The sequence below is a fragment of the Chryseolinea lacunae genome (assembly GCF_016735595.1).
GTDB classification, from domain to species: domain Bacteria; phylum Bacteroidota; class Bacteroidia; order Cytophagales; family Cyclobacteriaceae; genus Chryseolinea; species Chryseolinea lacunae.
The window spans coordinates 537703-557740 of record NZ_JAERRB010000005.1; the positions used below are offsets into that span (position 1 = coordinate 537703).

Here is a 20038-nt window from a genome sequence, read left to right on the forward strand (position 1 = left end):
GCGGCGAACGATTAGAATTCGTCCGTAATCAACGCGTTGAATGCCGCTGCATGTTGATCGTCTGTTGAAAGAACGCCGGCGGCGCCGGCGGCGAGGTATTTCTCCATTTCGATGGCCTCGCTGGGATACTCAACATCATTGCGATTGTTCACAGAATAAAACGAAGGGTGACTTACCATAATTTTTCGTACGGCGCGAAGTCCCTCGCTATTTGCATGCACGCGCAGCTCGTGATCTTCACTGCATCGCACAAGCGATACTTTAAATTTGTTGGTGTGGTTTGTGGAATAGGCGTGTTTGAATTGCGTAAGGTGTTTCAAACTTTCCATGACCTCCGATTTTGCCAATCCGAAATCGATCAGACACGCCAGTTCGGTCACGCCATAGCCTTTCAGTTTTTTCACAATGTTATGACAGCGCTCGGGCGAACCCAGGAGCGCGGCGTTTTCAAAGAAGCGATTGAAGGCCAGCTCAAGCAGTTCTTCAAACAAATCTTCCTGAATGCCCGCTTCGATATGTCCATAGCGACCGATGTTGTCTTTCTTTGTCTGCGACGAGTTGACGCTGCTTTTGGTCATGGTCTCGATGAGGTGAACAGACGATTTAATGTATTCTTTTAACGGCTCCCGGACAGCAGCCCGCACGTTGTCGTCGTCCAGGCCCACAAAGGTGTGAACCATTACCGACACCGTTCGTGACGCGGGGTCGAAGCCGCTTGCCCGAAGCGAGGCCCGATAGGCTTTTATTTTTTCGATAAGCTCATCGGGATCTTGCCAGAGCAAGTGTGTCAGAATGTTTGCGCCAAGCTTTCCGGCATCTACAAACGACTCGGTCTTTCCCGACACGGTGATCCAGATGGGCAACTCCGTTTGCACGGGGCGCGGAAAAATGCGAACATCGATCACTTCGTCCACCCCATTCTTGCAGGGGATCGACTGCCCTGCCCACAACGTTCGCACGTCTTCGATCTGTTTCAGCATGACCTGGTGTCGGTTGGCATAGTGGTCGGGATAAAAAACAAAATCATTCAGTTGCCAGCCCGACGCAAAAGACAACGCGCCGCGTCCTTGCGACAAGTTATCGATCACAGCCCAGTCTTCAGCAATGCGTATCGGATGATGCAAAGGCGACACAATGCTGCCCGTGCGGATCTGTACATTTTTTGTAATCATGGCCAGGGCCGCACCCAACACCGAGGGGTTGGGAAACAATCCGCCAAAGGCATTGAAGTGGCGCTCCGGAGTCCACACGGCCGAATAGCCGTGTGCATCGCCATAGATAACCGACTCTTTCACCAGCGCATACTTGTCGTCCTCTTGTTCTGCTTCGGGCGACGATCCAAAATAAAAAAGACTAAAGTCCATCAACACATCGTCTTCGTCAACCAATGCGTCAGACACATCATGAATGTTTCGTATCACAACGGGGATATATTTTGCCAGCGCCCACAGGGTGTCTATCAGGCAAACGGCAAACGGAACACCTTCCACAATGAGCAAGTGATCGTTGCCCTGCACGGCGGCAGCGTTGGTGAGGTCTGAAAAAATTGTTTGCAGGTCGGCCACCGCAAAAACATTTGTACGCAGACCATTTTCGTCGCGGGTGTATAGCGCCACGGTGGTGCTGGGGTGCCATGCACGTGGTGTTGCACGGCCGGTGGTTGGCGGAAGTTGATCGAGCGTGGTGTCGCCTATGCTCAAGCGCACGTGGTGTTGCTCCACAAGCTCTGCAACATCGTCAGCATTCACCGTGCGATCTATCACCACCACCGGCAGTTTCAATTTCAGACAGGCGATGACCGCGATCACAACCAACTCGGTTTTTTCTGCGCAGATCAACACACTTCCCGCCTGCACGCGGTCCGACAGCTGCGTCACCACCTCGTTCACGCGCGCTGCCAATTCGCCAAAGGTAAAATTCTCCTTTTGTACGGTGGACAGTGCGATTTTCTGATCGTGTTTGGCATGTGCGAAAAACCGCATCGTTTCTGTGTTGATGGCCATGGTGTACGTCTTTATTTAGTTAAACACGGTGGTGTCGGCAAGTTGCTCGCTGGCAACGACGGCTTCGGCATGCACTACGTAGTGGATCAATTCATGAAACACACCGTAGAAATAGTGTATGGTTTCATCGCCGATGCGTTCGTCGTTATGTTCAAAATAAAATGCGATGTCGTCAGCAGTTTCCGAAACAAATAACGTCAGGTCGAATTTAGACGGGTTTCGCAACGCGGGCATGGGTGATACTTCCAGCAACGCATCATCGTTTTTGTGATCGGCCGGCGTCAACAAGGCATTGTAGTTCTTGTAGTCATACATGACGTTGAGCAACGGTTGTCTGCTGGAGTAGCGTTCCTTGCAGAGCTTCTCTACAAGCAAGTTGAATGGATAGTTGGAATGCTCAAGGGCTTCCAGACTGTGAAGACTCACCTGGCGCAACGCGCTCTCGATGGTGGTGTCGTTCGAAAACTGTACGCGAATGGCGAGGATGTTCACAAAAAAACCGATCAGATTTTCAACATCCGGGTGGTTGCGATTGGCATGGCCGACGCCGATAAGAAAATCGTCTTGCCCGCTGATTTTGTTGATGAACAACGTATACACGGTGAGCATCACATTCGACACCGTGGTTTGGTTGGTGTTGGCGAAACGGCGCAATGCTGTGCTCGTTTCTTCGGTAAGGGTCACTTTCCGATAGATGTCTTCGGTGCTCTGTTCGCTCCGCGTCACGGCATCGTGAGGCAGGTTGACCAGCTCCGGCAGGTTAGCCAATTTGCTGAGCCAGTAACGTTCTTCGTCGGCGACCATATGTTTATGCCAGCCGGAATAATCTTTATACTGAATCTTCAACGGCTCCAGCGGATTTTCCTGGCCACGGCCGTAGGCGCTGTAGAGCTCAATCAATTCGTTCATCAACACCTGCATCGACCAGCCATCCGAAACGATGTGGTGCATGGTCAACATAAAGGCGTGCAGCGTATCCGACACCCGCAAAATCTTCACATTCATCAGCGGACCGTTTTCCAACGAAAAAATAACGTTGGCTTCGTCTTTGGCCATGTCGCACGCGATGGCCTCGGGGTCGGGCATGTCACTGAGGTCCAGGAAAGAAATTTTCAGCGTGCAGGTTTTACTGATTTTTTGCTTTGGCTGGCCATCCACACTCACGAAGGTTGTGCGCAGGCTCTCGTGACGGTGCTGCAGCGTTTCGAACGCACGCTCCAATGCGCACACATCCAGCGCACCTTTTATCCAACTGGCACTATGAATGTTGTATGCATTTTGCATATCGTCAAACTGGTGAATAAACCACAATCTTTTTTGCGCGTGGCTCACTTCATAATATTCTGCTTCTGCAACCTTGTCGATGGGCGTGTAGTCGGCCTGGCTATCGGGCACAATCACCAGCATGAGTTGTTTGATGGTGGGGTTTTCGAACACGTCGGCCAGCTTGATTTTGAAACCAAGCTCTTTAAATATTTTTGATACCAGCTGTGTGGCTTTCAACGAATGGCCACCCAGCCTGAAGAAGTCGTCGTCAATTCCAACACGCTCTTTTTGAAGAACGCGTTGCCATATCGCGGCCATGTCGCCTTCCAGGGGTGTGCGTGGTGCAACATACGTTGTCTCGTCCGCCATCGCGTCGCGTTTTGCGAGCAACAGTTTGCGATCTACTTTTCCATTTGCCGTGAGGGGCATTGCATCTACCTGCACCACCGCTGCGGGAATCATGTAGCCGGGGAGTTGGCGTTTCAAAAAATTCTGCAACGCCGTTATATCCACTGGCGCGTCGGCCACCACGTAGCCGGTCAACTGCCATTCCTTGTTTTCATCTTTGTCGGCCAGCACAACGGCATGCTTCACGCCATCGTGTTTCTTGAACGTCTCTTCAATCTCGCCGACTTCGATACGGTATCCTCTTATCTTGACCTGGTTGTCGCGGCGCCCCAGAAATTCAATTTTTCCGTCGGGCATCCATCTTCCGTAGTCGCCGGTCTTATATAGCATGGCGCCGGCATCGAACGGGTTGTTCACAAAGACGGCTTGCATAAGCTCATCGCGATTCAAATATCCCAAGGCCAGTCCGCGACCGGCCACACACAACTCTCCCGAACATCCGATGGCACAGGGGCTGCCGGTTTCGTCAAGTATATAAATGGCGTTGTTGGTGATGGGTCGGCCCAGCACTACTTTTCTTTTAAAGGCATTGAACGCTGCATGCGTTACACGCTCTGCGATGGTTCCGATTGTTGCCTCGGTGGGGCCGTAGTGATGTAAAAACACTACATCGCTTCGGTGTTGAAAATATTTCTCCAGGTCGTCAACCTGCAAAACTTCGCCACCCAGCACAATGAGGCTGAGGTTATAGCGGGCAACATTGGTTTCAAAGTAGGGATCGTTTATAAGGATGCTGAAGTGCGACGGTGTCAGCTTGATGTAGTCGATCCGGTGACGCACCAGCCGCTCGGCCAGCACCGCCGACTCGAGGTATTTCATTTCGGGTAGCACACACAATGTGCCCCCGGTGAGCAACGACGTCCACAAACTCGTGTAGCACAGATCAAATGCAATGGACGACAACAGTAATGTTCGGGCACCGGCAGAAATTTTATTTTCACTGGCAAACCAGTCAACATAGTTGACTAGGGACGTATGAGCAACAATAACACCTTTAGGATTTCCTGTTGACCCCGAAGTATAAATGATATAAACGGGATCAGCACAATTTCGCGCCAGAGCAGGGTCATTCTTTTCATCGTGTAGTGGGGATGAAAAATGTTCGTAAGAGAGCTGTGGCACTTGCAGGCCATCCAGCACATTGTCGGTTATCAGGGCCTTCGCACTGCAGTCTTCCAGAATAAACCGTACACGTTCTTCCGGCACGTTGACATCGATCGGCACATACACCGCACCGGCCTTCAGGATGCCGAGCAGCAACACGATCATTTTTTCTGAACGCGCCACGCGCAAGGCCACCGTTGAACCTGGTGCCACACCGTGGACGGTTTGCAGGGCCCGGGCCACCTGATTGGCGCGCGCATTCAAAGTTTGGTAAGAAAGAACCTCGTCGCCAAATTCAACCGCCGCCGCGTTAGCATAGCGCGCCACCGTTTCTTCAAACAAGGCGACAACGGTTTTGGAAAACGGAATGGTTTGTGCCGACTGGCTGAATTTTGAAAGTATTTTTCCGATCTCGGTTTTGCCTCGGATGTCGATATCTTTCACACGCTGATCGCCATCCGATACGGCCACAAACAACGTTTCCAACTGCGCCATCAATACCGTGATGGCCTCGTCTGTTAACATCTCGCTGTTGTATTCAAAGTCTACCTGAAGCGTGTCGCCCAGGTCGAGACATGAAACCTTCAAATCAAAAATATCATTCAGACTCTTCAGGTCTACGATCGAAAACTGAACGTCGTTTTGTGTGACCGTTGTTCCGGCTACCGACAGGTATTCAAATCCTATTTTAAAATATGGTGTGTCGCTTGTTTGCGGGCGCTCGTCGGGCCATGCAAAGTAATCTTCCAGTGCCACCACCGATTCAACAGCCTGCACGAGCTTGCCGACGAAATTTGAAAACGTCAGCTCCGGATCTACCTCAACAATGACGGGCAATGTTTTTGACAACAAGCCCACCACGGGCTTCAGCTCTTCATAGTTGCGTTCGGTGTTAACAAATCCGATGGTGAACGTGTTGCTTCCGATATGATTTCTCAGCAGCACAGCCAGGCAGGCCAGCATTGTCCTTGATAAGTCAGCCTGAGCCATGTGGGCGACACGTTTCAGGTGGTCGCCCAGGGCTTGGCCGACTTTCAAGGTTTTTACTGAGTACAACAGTTTTTTTGATGGGTCTGGTTTACGGTGGAAGGAGAGCAAATTTTCGTTGCCGCGTTGATAGTCATACTTCTTCCAGAATTCCGTTGCGTCGTCTTCCGGCAAGGCAACCAATTCGTTTTGCCATTCCGAAAAATGGCCATACTGCGCGATCTCCGCATCGTTCAGCAGTGTGTCTTGTCCATAGACGGCGCTGATCTCGCGCACGATGTTGATCACCGACGTGCTGTCGGCCGCGCTGGCAGGCAATGTGATGGTTAATGCATGATCGCTGTGGCTATGCCGTGTAAGTTCAATGTAGAGGGGAAAGTTTTTTTCCGGGCTGTGCGCGGGGAATCCCACGGGCACAGACGGTTGGTTGCTTGCAGCTTGCTTCTTGTCGGCATCGCTGTTGATGACCGTGTCGAAGGCCACGCCGGCCTGCACTTCCTGAAGCGGAAACGAAAATTCCGGCAGCGTGACATATTTCGTGCGCAGCCCTTCGTGTCGTCTCACCACGCGACCGATGCTTTCGATCAACGCCCCCGTGTTCAACGGGCCGGTCAATTGCACTACGCACTGCTGATAGAAATGAAATCTATCCCGAATCACCCACTGACGTCTTTGTTCCGGCGACAGCCGAAATCTTGTCTGCATGTTCTCGCTCATAAAAATCGATGTGAATAAGAATTAGAACCGTCGTGCACAACACGCCGCCTTATCGGCTTGTCTTTTGCAGTATTGTGCGAAGCGAATTGAGATTTTTCGTTTTGATGATCTTGCTGCTGGCCATTTCCAAACGCTGCTGATTATCGTTTAACAAATCGATCAGTGTTTGAATGGTGTGGTCCTGAGGCGCGGCAATATTTTCGATGAGGAATTTTATGTCGGTAAGATATTTTTGCACAACGGGTGCGCGGAACAGGCGGATGTTATAGGAAATGGTAACTGAAAAACCATAGTGCATTTCCATAACCTTCACCCACAGATCTGTCTTCACCAGGTTGAAACCATTTTCAAGCGCGCAAACTTCCACACCCGACAGATTTCTTCCTTGGTGGCCCACCGTCAACGCATTGCCTTTGTCGTAGGTAAACCCCACATCAAAAATAACATTGCGGCTTCTGTCCAGGGGCAAATCAAGATCTTCGACAAGCTGGTTGAACGGGTAGATCTGGTGATCCAACACTTCCAGTACGTGTCTTTTCACGTCCTGAAAAAAATCGTGAAAAGTTCTATTTGGGTCGATCACCGTCCGGATCGGAATGGTGTTGATGTAGTTTCCAATCTGGTTTTCCAATTGATGATGCTCACGGCCCGCCACCGGAAAGCCGATGGTGACATGATTTTGCCGGGCGTGTTTTGCGAGCACAATGTTTAGTGCCGCCACAAATGCCATGAAGGGCGTGGCACCGATTCGCTGACAGTGTTGCTCCAGCCCACGTTTTGTTTCGCCGTCGATGGACACGGCCAGGGTTTCGCTCTCATAGGTTCGCACGGCCGGTCGGGCAAAATCCAACGGAAGGTCTACCGTGGTCGGCTTTCCCTTGAGCTCGTTCAGCCAAAACTGTTTGTGCCTGTTCACCCCTTCGCTGCCATCGGCCAGCTGACGGTTTTGCCAATGCGCATACTCTTTATATTGTATGGTCAACGGCTGCAACGGGTCGGCTTGGTCCTTGGCAAATGCTTCATAGAGCGCCAGCACTTCGTCGATCAGAATCTCCATCGACCAAGCATCGCTGATGATGTGGTGGGTAACAAAGAGAAACTTGAAGCTGTCGTCGGTCAGCCGGAGGAGTGTTGCTTTGAACAACGGCCCCGTCTCCAGGTCGAATATCGTGTTAGACTCCTGCGTGATAATGTTCAACGCCAAGGCCTCGTTCGCTGCCTCGGCGCGAAGGTCGCGGAAGGCAACGCCGTGCACGGGCGCGTGAAAGGGATGTATGAATTGGCGGGGGCCGTTGTCGGCCGCCAAAAATGTGGTTCTCAAAATTTCGTGTCGCTGCACCACGCGTTCTATGGCTTTGCAAAACGCTGCCACTTGCAACGGGCCGTCAAACTGAAAGGCATAGGGCACATTGTATAGCGCCTTGTTGTCGGTTTCATACATGATCCACACGCGCTTTTGCGAGTTGGATAGTTCATAGCCGTCGGCGTGGGGCAGCAAAGGAATTCCCCGGTTCGAAACCGCTGGCGCTTCCTTTTTGCCGGTAGTGTTTTCGCGATCCGATTCTATGATCTCAATATTCCTGTCGCGCAGATATCGCCCCTGTGTCCGTGTTCTCAGGATCAGTTGCCGTTCGGGATTGAGTGGATTTTGTACCCAGTCGCCATCGCTTGTGGAAGATTCATCGGCGTAGTCAGCGCCCTTGAACGGCGTGATGACATAGAGCTCGCCAATTTCTCCGATGCGACAAAGTTTGTTGTTGTTGATGACGGCCACAAACGTGTTGTCGATGGCCTTGCCTGCATGCACCGCCTGATGTGGAGGACCTGACACTTCGCGAACGTGGTGGTATGTGCGCGGAAGCGTGGTGCCCGCCGGACCAAACATGTTTATCAACGCCACGTTGCTTACCTGTGCACGCCACGCCAACACGTCTTCGTTGTTGAGCGTTTCGCCGGCCATCACGATGTGTCTGAGCGAATCAAAACCTGGTGCCTGCGTTTCATCGCGGTTGTGCCATGCGCTGGTCAGCGCTCTGAAAAAAGATGGCGCGCAATGCAGCAGTGTGATCTGCTGCGCTACCAGCCACGTAGAGAATTTCTGAATATCGTTACTTGCCGTCGCATCGGGAATGCAGAGTGTGGCCCCGGCAAACAACGGCAACAGCATGTCGCGCAAAGACGAATCAAAGTTTCCGTGAGCCACATAGGCCATGCGGGCGTCGGCATTCACTTGCAGCGTTGTGGCTTCCCATTGCAGCACGTGGTCGAGGCTTTCATAACTTTCCAGCGTCAATTTGCCCTGGCCGCCTTGCCACGATCCATGCGGCAAATAACCCGCCATGCTAAAGGCCTGACCTCCGCGTTCACGCGCCGTCTGCCACGACAGCAGGTCGCACGGCGCGAAACCGGCCGCGTCACAACGAAAGCTACTTACCTCGCCGTTCTTCACCACAAGCATAATTGCTCCAACGCGCATCCGAAACGACGGGCGCATCATGACTTCATCGGCCGTTTGCTCGTCGGCGATGATGATCTCGCACGGACTCTGTTCAAAGGTTTTATTCTGCCTGCGCGAATGCGCGTCCATGTCAATGGGTGCATACACGGCGCCGACGTTGAGAATGGCCAACGCGGCAGTCAGGTGATCTGCGCCCGGCAACATGGCCACGGCCACGATTGTGCCACGGCGCACAGCCAGTGTTTGCAACGCGTTGTTCAGGCGCATAGCATTTGCATGCAGCGTCTCGTAAGTGACCCTGATTTGGCCAGCGTCTACCGCCACCCGGTTCGGGTAGGCGGCGACGTGACCTTCAAACACCCCAAGAAAAACTGATGAATTCATACTAACCCTGAAAAAGAAAATTACCCGCTATTATTTACTGCCCCGATATTGTCGGTGCCGATGTCTTCTTGTCTATATGCTTAACATGGCCTGCCTAAATTGCAGCGCCTCTTCCTCTTCCTCCGCCGACGAAATCAATTGAATTTCCGATAGCGGCACGTCGCCGTTGTGCAGCACGGTTTGAATAATTTGCACCAGGTTCTCTTTGATGGCATCTGCCGACGCATCGCTAAAAAGTTGGGCATCGTATTCTATTTCTATTGTGCTGGCCTGATCGGCATTCACCATGAGATCGAACGTCAGGTCAACTTTATGATAGTTCCCTTTCACCGCGCTTCGATAGGCTTCAATGCGGATGCCGTCTGTGCTCTGGTCGACAAACGACGGCAACGACTGGCACTGCACCAGCACATCGAACAGCGGTTGAAGATGGTCTGCTCCGGTGGCGCGCACATCGTCTCTAATGAAGCGGTCGGGATAGAGCTGATGTTGGTAGGCACCGAGCACCCCGTCTTTCACTCTGTTGAGAACACTTGAAAACGTTTCGGTCTCATCGATGCGTGTTCTCAGCGGGATGATGTTGACAAAATTGCCAACCACATTTTCCAGGTCGGCGTGGTCGCGGCCAACCACCGGTGTGCCCGTCACCAGATCTTTTCGTCCGGTGTAGCGGTGCAGCAGCACATTGACGCATGTGAGAAACACACTAAAGACAGTGGTGTCGTGTCGTTCGCCGAGCGCAACCAAACCGCGGTGGATGGAGGTGTTCAGTGTGGCAAACAACGCCTTCACGTTCCATGCAGCATTTGCTTTTCGCTCATAGTCTGTTGCAAGATCCACCAACGCCAACTCGCCGGCGAGCATGTTTGACCAATAGCTTTTATAGCGATTGGCGCGCTCGCCCGAAACCGACTCTTCCAGCCAGGCAACATAGTCTTTGTAGTGCACCTTTAGCGGCGCCAGCGATGTTGCCGATCCGTCGAAAATGTTTTTGTAGAGCTTCAGAAAATCGCCCACCATGACGCCCGTCGACCAGGCATCGCTGATCATCAAATGCGTGGTGAACGTCACAAAATATTTGTTGGGACACAACTTGATCGCGGCAACGCTGAGGAGCGGTCCGTTCTCCAGATCAAACTCCTGTCGCGACTCCACTTCAAAATATTGCGCCATGATGGCCTGGTGATCCTGGCTATTGAAGCTTTCATCCAGATACTTCATAGCATAGTGGATGTTGCCGTTCACCTTTTGTTGCATCTCGCCCGAAACCGTGTGAAAGGTTGTGCGCAACGCTTCGTGTCGTTGCACCAGCTGGTCGAGTGCTTTCCGGAGCACGTCTTTGTCGAGGCTGTCGAGCCACACAAACGCCGTGGTGATTTTGTCGGGAATGTTTTCGCCGCGTGCCAGCAGGGTGGCAATGTCTTTTTGCACAAACGACAAAGGATAATAGGCTTGCCGTTCAATGGGCACTATGGGTTTGTATTTGGAAAGGCCGCGGTCGGTCAGCAACACGGCCAGTTTTTTAATGGTCGGGTTGTCAAAAATATCGCGGAGCGAAACATCGATGGAAAATTGTTTGCTGATGCGGAACAACACGCGCGTAACGCTCAGGCTGTGGCCACCCAGTTCGTAGAACGAATTGTTGACGCCTACTTTTTTAAGGTTCAGCACGTCGGCCCAGATCTGCGAAAGCTTTTCCTCCAGCGGATTGTTTGGTGCCTCATACGACAATTGATCGTACAAAAGATCTTCGGGTTGCGGCAATGCCTTGCGATCGATCTTGCCATTCAAATTCAACGGAAACTCATCCAGGTGAATGTAGTATGACGGGAACATGTATTCGGGAAGGTAGTCTTTCAGAAAGGCATGCAGTTTTCCATGGTCAACGAAGGCGTTCGAAATGTAGTAGCATGTCAACACATAGTCGCCGTCCGATCTTCGGACGGGCAACACCACCACCTGGTTCACGTTTGGATAGTTCAGGATAGCGCGTTCCACGTCAGACAGTTCCACGCGATTTCCCCTGATCTTCACCTGGCTGTCTTGCCGGCCCGCAAACACAATGGTTCCGTCTTCGAGGCATCGTCCCAAATCGCCGGTGCGATATACGATGTCTTCATATTCGTTGTGCAGCGGGTTTTGAATAAACTTGTCCTGCGTCATAGCAGGTTCGCGGTAGTAGCCCTTCGAGCGAAAAGGCGTTTTTACATGAATTTCACCAATGGCGTTGGGGTTGCACAACAGACCATCGTCGATGATTAATATCGCTGCATTGGGAAGGGGTTTGCCAAGCGGAATAATTTCGTTGGTTTGATATACTTTATCATGAATGCGATTGCAGATTTTCGCCAGCGTCGTTTCCGAAGGGCCATACAAATTGGCGAGCGATGCTTTGTTGCCCCCAATGGTGCGCCAGTCGGCAAGGTCTTTTCCAAACAGCGCCTCTCCTGCAAACAAAATGTTTTGAAAATGCTGAACGTGTTTTGCCAGATCGGTGTCGTGCAAAATCTCCTTCATCAACAAGCGAAAGATGGAAGGAATAGGGTGAATTAGCGTGATGCGTTTTTCGCCGATCCATTGCAGCAGTTTTATCGGCTGCGATTTTATTTCGGCTTCCGGAATGCAGAGCGTTCCGCCGGCCAGCAGTGGCGCAAACATTTCGCGCAAACTCAGATCGAACGACATGCGCGCCAGCACACAACCCCGCGTGCTAGAGTCCAACTGAAACTCGCCCACTTCCCAGTGCACAAAATGACTCAGGCTTTTATGATAGCCTTCAATCATCTTGGGGTTGCCCGTAGAGCCGGACGTGTTCACCAGATACATGCTGTCTTCGCCGTCTACCACCACATCGACTGCCGTGTCCGGATAGCGGTTTTCGTCCGTCACTCGAAAGTCATCGCCTTCGCGGGTCAGTGCCGTAAACAACGTTCCTTCTTCCGACACCACAATGACACGCTTCACAAATGCGCTCGTGAAAGCAAGTTCATGCAGCAGCACCAGCAGTTTGTCGCGATAGACTTCGTCGGTCACGATAACACCAGGTTTGACATGGTTCAGGATGTACTCCATTCGTTTGATGGGATACTCCACATCGAGGGCCATGTACATTCCACCGGCCTTATTAACACCCAGAATAGTGGTCACAAAGGGGATGCTGCAATTCATAAAAACGCCAACGCCTTCGCCTTTTTTAACACCTTCTTTCACCAGGCAATTTGCCATGCGATTTGCGTCGCCTGTGAGGCGGCCATAGGTTAATTGACCCTTGGGATCTTCTATGGCAATGGCGCCGGGGCGTTGTGCCGCCACCTGATCGAGTACCGAAAATAAAACTTTCTTATCCATTTAGAATTCGATTATGTCGTTTTGATGAATGTGTTGGAAACTGTGGTGCATCAGTTCACATAAATGCCATCGAGCGGCCAGCGCTTGTAGTCGTTTTTCCAAATGCGACTAAGATCTTTTTCAAGAAGCGAGAAAATGCTCGATTCGCGTTCCATGTTTTTTCGAACCATCACCTTCTCCCTGTGAAAGGTTCTCGTGGCTTCGTCAAACGGCAGGCTTCCGAAATCATAAAACCGTATGGCACCGTCAACATCGCGTACACAAACAACCTTGTTCTTGTTGTAGATGTTGGGCGACCACGGTATGTCGATGATGCCCAGTTCGATGGCCTTCACGGCGCCCACGGCAATCTGTCCGTTGCCCAGGTCGCGGATGGCATTCATGATTTGTGTGACCTCGCGGCGGATCAGATTTTTTTCGACTTCAACTTTGTGTTGGTCAATGTTGAATGTTTTGGCCAGCGCGGCGGCTTTCTTCGAGAGGTGAAGCGACCGGGCGTTGTCGAACCGGTCGGGAATTTTGATGGCTTCCACGGCGGTCTTTATCATCACCTTTGTTGCACCGGCAAGCGTTGCCGTGATAGACGAATTGAAAATCAACTCTTCGGCCTTTGCTTGTTCGGAAGGAAAGGCCGCCATAAACTGGTGATAGACCGTTGTGACTTTGCAGCCATAGAACCGGTGTTGCCCGAGATATTTGTTTACCTGTTCTTCCAGCACGTGCACTGCGGCAATGTCTTGTGCCCGGTTGCCTTGTTCGGCATAGCCGGTGGAAATGCTCTTGATGCCCTGTTGCGCACCCACCAACGCCTGTATGATGTTCACCACAATGGCAATGGAGGGTTCGATGAGGGTGGCCGTGAGCACACCAAAGCATTCGCGGTTGATGAGCACGCCGTGCAACTCTTCGTATAGTGCACCCAGGCGATCAATGAACTGCCAGTTTTTTAGTGCCGTGGTCGGGCTCGTTAATTTGTCGTATGGCATCGTGTAGCAGATGAAGCCGCCCTCAAGCCCGGAGATGCCCGAGTTGAGGGCGATCTCGTAGGTGAAACGATGGTCGGGACCACCCGCGCGAAGTTGAAAGGGTTTCCTCACCGAGTTCACCAGCCGTCTCACTTCCTTGGTTCCATAAATTGGAATAGGAAATCCGTTCAGCTGCGAGGTCTTTCGTTCCCGGCTCAGCTCACAACCCAACTGTGCCTTGTCATACATTTTTGCACGCGACGCAGCATCAAGTTGAACCGAGCTCACGTCGCTGCCCTCGCTCTCCAGATACTTCAGTTTGGATATTTGTTGTTCGATGTCGGCCACACCGGTCCTCGGTTGAAAGAGGGGCGCCCGGCCTTCGATTTTATTTTTCCACAGCATTTTGTCAAGCGACTTCACATACCTTCCTGAATAGTTCAGCATCGACACATCGTTGCCTGTGGGCCATTCGCGCAACACTGCTTTTCGCTGAACGTCCATCTCTTCGCGTGTCAGCTTCCGGTTCATAATTCCTTCGTAGTCGAACGTGCGCTCATAGTTGGTGATGCTGTCCTTTTCATTGATGGGACGCTTCGGAATGTCGTGGCGGTGAATATCTTTTTTGATATCGCTCAACACTTCCTGAAAGCCGATGGGCCGGGGGTAGACGTTGGTGAATCCCATGCCCAGAAATTTTTTCTTGATATGAAAATCGGACTCGCTCACCGACAGGCTGCCGCCCAGATACCAGAGCTTTGGCGAATTGTTCGACAGTCTGAACAGCGCCAGTTTGGCGGCAAAATCTTGCAGATACAATTCGGCGTGACCGTTTTTGTTCGAGATCATCATGATGTCGAAATGCGAAGCGAGTTCGAAGAAAAGTTCAGTGTCGTTTCGTATCCCGATGTTCTTGACCTGGAAGTCGGCTTCGCAAAACCCCAGTTCAAGTAGCCGTATGCCCACCGAGTGGGCGTCGTCGCCTATGCCGCCAATAAGAAGCTTGTGTTTGTATGCCATAAATAACAAATAGTCTATAGTCTGCTCTCCAATTTAGTAGCGTATCGATTCCGTATCCGCTATCGGGTGTTGTTATCCGTTGTAGTCGGGCATGTCAAACACTTCGAGGAAAATATTGAAGGTGAGCACCACCATGAGGATGTCGCTGTCGTAGGGAAGATTCAGTTTGAAATTGTCTTTCTGATATTTTTGCTTCAGTCGTTCGATGGTTTCACTATTGAAGTAGCCTTGTCGTTTGATGCGCTCCGGCGACAGCATGTCGTGCACCCACTCGGTCTTATTTTTGAGAAGTTGATTGCTACCCGGGGCCACCCATGCAAATTTTTGACGATTGCTGATTTCGAGCGGCAAAAATTTCTTTGCCAATTGCTTCAGGATATATTTTTCCACCAGGCCCTTAATTTTTACCTGGGGTGGTATGGTGCGCACAAAGTCGATGACGGCGATGTCGAGAAACGGGTAGCGCCCTTCAACAGAATTTGCATAGTTCACACGGTCGGCATGGTCGGAGATCAGGTGATCCGACAAACGCAATTTCAAATCGAGATACGAGCGCTTGTGAAACGAATGACGTCCGTTCAAACGCTCCCGGTTGATCTCCAAACGGTCGAGACAACCGAACGACGGAAAGGCTTTGTTCACGCCCTGCGAATAGAGTGCCTGCGTGGTGTTTCTGAACTCGTGATAGTTGCTCTCGTAAAAGAAATTCGGATCACCCCAAAGCTTTTCACGAAGCTCGTCTTCCAGCATATCGTCGATCGACTTTTCGTCGGGCTTTATACGTCCCTGTGCGTCGAAGCGGTAGCCTACATAGCCTCCAAAAAATTCATCGGAACCTTCGCCCGACAAAATCACTTTCACATCGTGTTTTCTCACCGTTTCCGACAAGGCCAGCGAACAGGTATTGTAACTTTCTTTCAACGCCCCTTCGGAATAGTAGATCGCGTCTTTCAAACGGTCGGCCACATTGGCCCAGTCAAATTCAATTTCAGTGTGAAGCGAATTGAGGTGGGTGGCCATCATCCGTTGATACTTGCGCTCGTCGAGGTCGGCGTCTTCACGACTGGGATAGCCGATCGAAAAAGACTTGTACTGAAAATCAGGGTTAACCTTTTTCATGAGCGCGCCAACAAGCGACGAGTCAAGACCACCACTGAGGTAGAATCCTACGGGAACATCGGCGTTCAGCCGATACTTAACCGACTGAAGCAACAACTCTTCAAGCTGTTCGATATAATATTCGTCGTTCTTAACTTCGGCATGGTTTGCTTCCTGCGGATAGTCAAGATCCCAATATTCATGTTTTGAAATAACACCGTCCTGAACTTTCAGGAAGTGACCGGCCTTCAGATTTTCTACACCTTTAAAAAAAGTAGTCGGGCTCACAATCCCCGGGAAGGAAAAAATCTGATCGAGGGCGGTCAGGTTCACCTCGCGCCTCACGGCCGGATGCTTTAGTATGGCCTTGATCTCGGAAGCAAACACTACGCTGTTGTTCACCACCGTGTAGAACAACGGGCAGATACCAAAATGATCACGAGCCAGAAATAATGCGCGGGCTTTCGAATCGTAGAGACAGAAGGCAAATTGTCCGTTGAGTTTGTCAATGAAACGGATGCCCTGGTCGGCATAGAGGTGAACGATCACTTCTACGTCGCAATTCGTTTTGAAGGTGTAGCCTTTGGCCACCAACTCCTTCCGAAGTTCCTTGTAGTTATAGATCTCACCGTTGCAGATCATAACCACCGACTGGTCTTCGCTATAGAAAGGTTGCTGGCCATGGGCCAGGTCGATGATGCTCAATCGCTTGAACCCAAGACCAAGGTCGCCGTGAACAATGTAGGACGAGTCGTCGGGCCCTCGGTGATTGATGGCATCGGCCATCGACTTCAGCGTTTCGGGCTGGACGGGCTGCGCACCGCTGATATTAAAAATTCCTGTAATTCCACACATATAGAAGAAGTAAGTCGTTCAATGTAGTTCCTGATTCGGCTGTTGCCGGATGGGCAGATCGTGCACCACGATTGTTGCTTTCGCGATTAGAAATTTTCGCTGAGCACTTCCAGCCTGGCACTGGCGCGGGCCGAACGGTTGTGGCTGGTCAGCGACCAGAGCAGGTCGTCGAGGGTTTGATTTTTGTCGTTGATAACCGCGTTGATAAGGTCGGCTACTTCTTTTTTCAAACGTTGAATGGTGGTCGCATCAAACAGCGCCGTGCTATATTCAAACGCGAGCCCTATTTCTTCGTCGTCGTTGATGAAGAACGACAAGTCGAATTTGCTGATGCCTTCGCTGGTGTCGACGGCTTCAACATCCAGCACGTTCGCAACTTTATTTAACTGCTCCCGGGAGCCGAGCAGACCGTCGTTGTTGAACACGATCAACACATCATAGAGCGGGTTCCGGTTGTCGTCGGTCTTTGCGTTCAGTTCTTCCACCAGCAAGTCGATTGGATACGACTGATGTTCGTAGGCCTCGAGCACCGTGCGCCGCGCATGCTGGAGAAATGTTGCAAACGTGTCGCGACGGTCAAGCTGATTTCGAAGCGCCACGCTGTTGAGAAAAATGCCGATCTGATTTTCAAGATCCGGATCGTTTCGGTTGCCGATGGCCGTGCCCACCATAATGTCGCGCTGCCCGGTCTCGCCACACAACACAACGTCGAGAGCGGCCAGGAAGAACATGAACAGTGTCACGTTCTCCTGCGCGCATAGCTCCCTGATATTTCTTGACTGATCGCCGCTGAGGCGGAATCGTATTTTATCGCCGCCGTAGTTGCGTACAGGTTCGCGGGTGCGATCGATCGGCAAGTTGATTACCGGCAAGTCGCCCGACAATTTCTGATGCCAGTATTGGCGGTGTTGCTCCATGGTGGCACTGCTCAGCAATTGGTTGTGCCAGGTTGCATAGTCTTTATAGTGGATGCGAAGGGGACGCAACGGGGTCTCGCTGCCCGCAGCATAAGCGTGGTAGAGTTCAAGCGCCTCACGCATAACAATGCCCAACGACCAACCATCGCTGATGATGTGGTGCATGGTGAATAAGAAGAGATGCCGTTGCCCGGAAAGTTTTATGAGTTTGACGCGCAGCAAGGGTCCTGTTGCCAGATCAAACGGCCGCTGAAATTCGGCCTCGGCCAGCGCGGCCACTATGGCCTTTTCTGAACGACCGTCAACGGCGGCATCGCTTCTTTCAATTTTAAAAGGGATCGTCGGATTGATTTTTTGCATGGGTTCGCCCTGTGCTACCACAATGGTGGTGCGCAGCGATTCGTGCCGCTCGATGAGTGTGCTGAATGCTTTTTCGAATGCAACACTGTCGATGTCTCCTTTGATGATATAGTTGCCCTGCATGTTGTAGGCCACCATGTCGCCCGACGCGGTCTGGTCGAGCACCCACAACATCTTTTGGGCGCGCGACAGCGGGTAGTTTGTTTGCACGGGCAGCGGCTCGATGGCTTGAAACTCGTTTACCGGTTTGCTGCCCAGAAACTCCGAAATTTTGCGGATAGAAGAATAGTCAAAAAAATCTTTGAGACTGATTTTTATGCCAAGATCTTTATATATCCTGGACACGGCACGAGTGGCCGTGAGGCTGTGACCACCCAGCGAAAAAAATGAATTATTGACACCGACTTTCTTCAGTCCCAGAATTTCGGACCAGATGATGGCCAGACCTTCTTCCAACGCATTGGCCGGTGCTTCGAACGAAACTTTTTCGTACAACAGTTCCTCGGGTCTGAGCAATGCTTTGCGATCGACCTTGCCATTGAGATTCAGCGGAAATTCTTCCAGAAGAATGTAGAACGACGGATGCATATACTCCGGAAGATAATCTTTCAGATAGGTGCGAATAAACTCGCCGTCGATGTTGGCTGTGGTGGTGAAATATGACGCCAGCACATCGCTGCCATCCAGTTTTTTGATGGCAATGACAACAGCCTGGTCCACACCGTCGATGCCGCGGATCACGCTCTCAATTTCAGAAAGCTCCACGCGATTGCCGCGAATTTTCACCTGGCTGTCCATGCGGCCCACAAAGGCAATGCGACCGTCTGCCAGATATTGGCCCACATCTCCTGTTCTGTACACAATGTCGTCGTAGTCGTTGTGTAAAGGGTTGGGCACAAATTTTTCAGCCGTCATCACGGCATCGTTGTAATATCCTTTTGAACGAAACGGTGTCTTTATCAAAATTTCTCCGATCGCGCCGATCTTGCACTGCACACCATCGTTGCAAACAATGACCGATGTGTTGGGAAGTGGCACACCAAGGGGAATGATGGCGTTGGGATCGGATGGTGCTTCGCCTATGCGGTTAAACATTTTGGCCAGCGTGGTTTCGGTTGGTCCATAGAGGTTCACCAACTCCACCGATTCGCCCGCCAGTGCGCGCCACGCGATCACGTCTTTTCCATAGAGCGCCTCGCCCGACAGCAGGATGTGTTTCAGAAACCGGAGTCTCTCAAGAAGGGTCCGGTCGTTTTCAATTTCTTTTATGATGACGCGAAACAACGACGGAACAGTATGAATCAACGCCACGCGCGATTCAATGATCCAATCCACCAGCTTTCGCGGATCGGATTTGACGCCGTCTTCCGGAACACATAACGTTCCGCCGGCCAGCAAGGGTGCAAAAATATCGCGAAGGCTCACATCAAACGAAAGCGGCACCAATTGGCTCACGCGACTTTCGGGCGTCAGTCCAAACTCGCTCACCTCCCAGTGAATGAAATGACTCAGTCCTTTGTGGCAACCTTCTATAACTTTGGGGTTGCCCGTTGAGCCGGAAGTATACAACAGATAGTTGCTGTCATTTCCTGACACCTCAACGTCAACGGGTGTGTTCTCAAATTGCTCCTCGCGCGCAGTGTTCAAAACTCCCGTCACATAGTGTTCGATGCGAATGGGCGACCGGTCGTCGGTCAACACCACAATGCACTCAAGCTGTGCGGCGAAGGTTGTGCCCGCGATGTTTGCCAGCAATTGTTCGCGCGCAGCGGCGTTGGTCACGATCACGCGAGGTGCCACCTTGTCGAGCAAATATTGCAATCGCTTCACGGGATACCTTGTTTCCAGCGGCATAAACGCGCCACCGGCTTTGTTGATTCCCAGGATGCCGGCCACATAGTCTGCGCCGGTGCGTAAATAAATTCCCACCGGGGCGTCTCGCTTCACGCCTTCGCCTACGAGGCTGTGCGCAATTCGGTTTGAATATTCCGACAGAGACCGATAGTCTATAGATCTTCCCTGACCTTCAACCGCGGGCCGATGCCCGATGGACTGAGCATGAAGATCAATCAAGGTGTGCAGTACTTTTTTATTCATGTGTCGTAGTGAGCGTTCGTGTCTTTATTATTTGTGCCGGTGCAAAAATGA

The 20038-nt window shown here is 51.5% G+C and carries 7 protein-coding genes; all 7 read right to left on the reverse strand.

Translation table 11 applies throughout. The annotated features are described in order from the left end of the window. Positions 1-11: 11 nt before the first annotated feature. Positions 12-2003: a MupA/Atu3671 family FMN-dependent luciferase-like monooxygenase gene (locus JI741_RS17725; protein ID WP_202011996.1), complete on the reverse strand. Its 1992-nt coding sequence runs from the start codon at positions 2001-2003 to the stop codon at positions 12-14. A 15-nt stretch (positions 2004-2018) separates the two neighbouring features. Next, positions 2019-6485: a non-ribosomal peptide synthetase gene (locus JI741_RS17730; RefSeq protein WP_369411819.1), complete on the reverse strand. Its 4467-nt coding sequence runs from the start codon at positions 6483-6485 to the stop codon at positions 2019-2021. A gap of 49 nt (positions 6486-6534) precedes the next feature. Then, positions 6535-9327, reverse strand: a complete 2793-nt coding sequence (locus JI741_RS17735; RefSeq protein ID WP_202012000.1) for a condensation domain-containing protein — start codon at positions 9325-9327, stop codon at positions 6535-6537. 72 nt (positions 9328-9399) lie between these two features. Continuing rightward, complete coding sequence (locus JI741_RS17740) at positions 9400-12675, reverse strand: non-ribosomal peptide synthetase (RefSeq protein ID WP_202012002.1); 3276 nt, start codon at positions 12673-12675, stop codon at positions 9400-9402. Positions 12676-12725: 50 nt separating this feature from the next. After that, positions 12726-14660, reverse strand: coding sequence for a methylaspartate mutase subunit E (locus tag JI741_RS17745; RefSeq protein WP_202012004.1), 1935 nt, complete (start codon positions 14658-14660; stop codon positions 12726-12728). Positions 14661-14732: 72 nt separating this feature from the next. Continuing rightward, positions 14733-16613 carry an asparagine synthase (glutamine-hydrolyzing) gene (gene asnB, locus JI741_RS17750; protein WP_202012006.1) on the reverse strand — a complete coding sequence of 627 codons (1881 nt, stop codon included), beginning with the start codon at positions 16611-16613 and terminating at the stop codon, positions 14733-14735. Between the two features lie 86 nt (positions 16614-16699). Then, complete coding sequence (locus JI741_RS17755) at positions 16700-19987, reverse strand: non-ribosomal peptide synthetase (protein WP_202012008.1); 3288 nt, start codon at positions 19985-19987, stop codon at positions 16700-16702. Between the last annotated feature and the right edge of the window lie 51 nt (positions 19988-20038).

What these genes read in the sequence shown, in the direction of transcription:
- JI741_RS17725 (WP_202011996.1), bottom strand. Translation starts at nt 2,003, where the DNA reads ATGGCCATCAACACAGAAACGATGCGGTTTTTCGCACATGCCAAACAC.
- JI741_RS17730 (WP_369411819.1), bottom strand. Translation starts at nt 6,485, where the DNA reads ATGAGCGAGAACATGCAGACAAGATTTCGGCTGTCGCCGGAACAAAGA.
- JI741_RS17735 (WP_202012000.1), bottom strand. Translation starts at nt 9,327, where the DNA reads ATGAATTCATCAGTTTTTCTTGGGGTGTTTGAAGGTCACGTCGCCGCC.
- JI741_RS17740 (WP_202012002.1), bottom strand. Translation starts at nt 12,675, where the DNA reads ATGGATAAGAAAGTTTTATTTTCGGTACTCGATCAGGTGGCGGCACAA.
- JI741_RS17745 (WP_202012004.1), bottom strand. Translation starts at nt 14,660, where the DNA reads ATGGCATACAAACACAAGCTTCTTATTGGCGGCATAGGCGACGACGCC.
- asnB (WP_202012006.1), bottom strand. Translation starts at nt 16,613, where the DNA reads ATGTGTGGAATTACAGGAATTTTTAATATCAGCGGTGCGCAGCCCGTC.
- JI741_RS17755 (WP_202012008.1), bottom strand. Translation starts at nt 19,987, where the DNA reads ATGAATAAAAAAGTACTGCACACCTTGATTGATCTTCATGCTCAGTCC.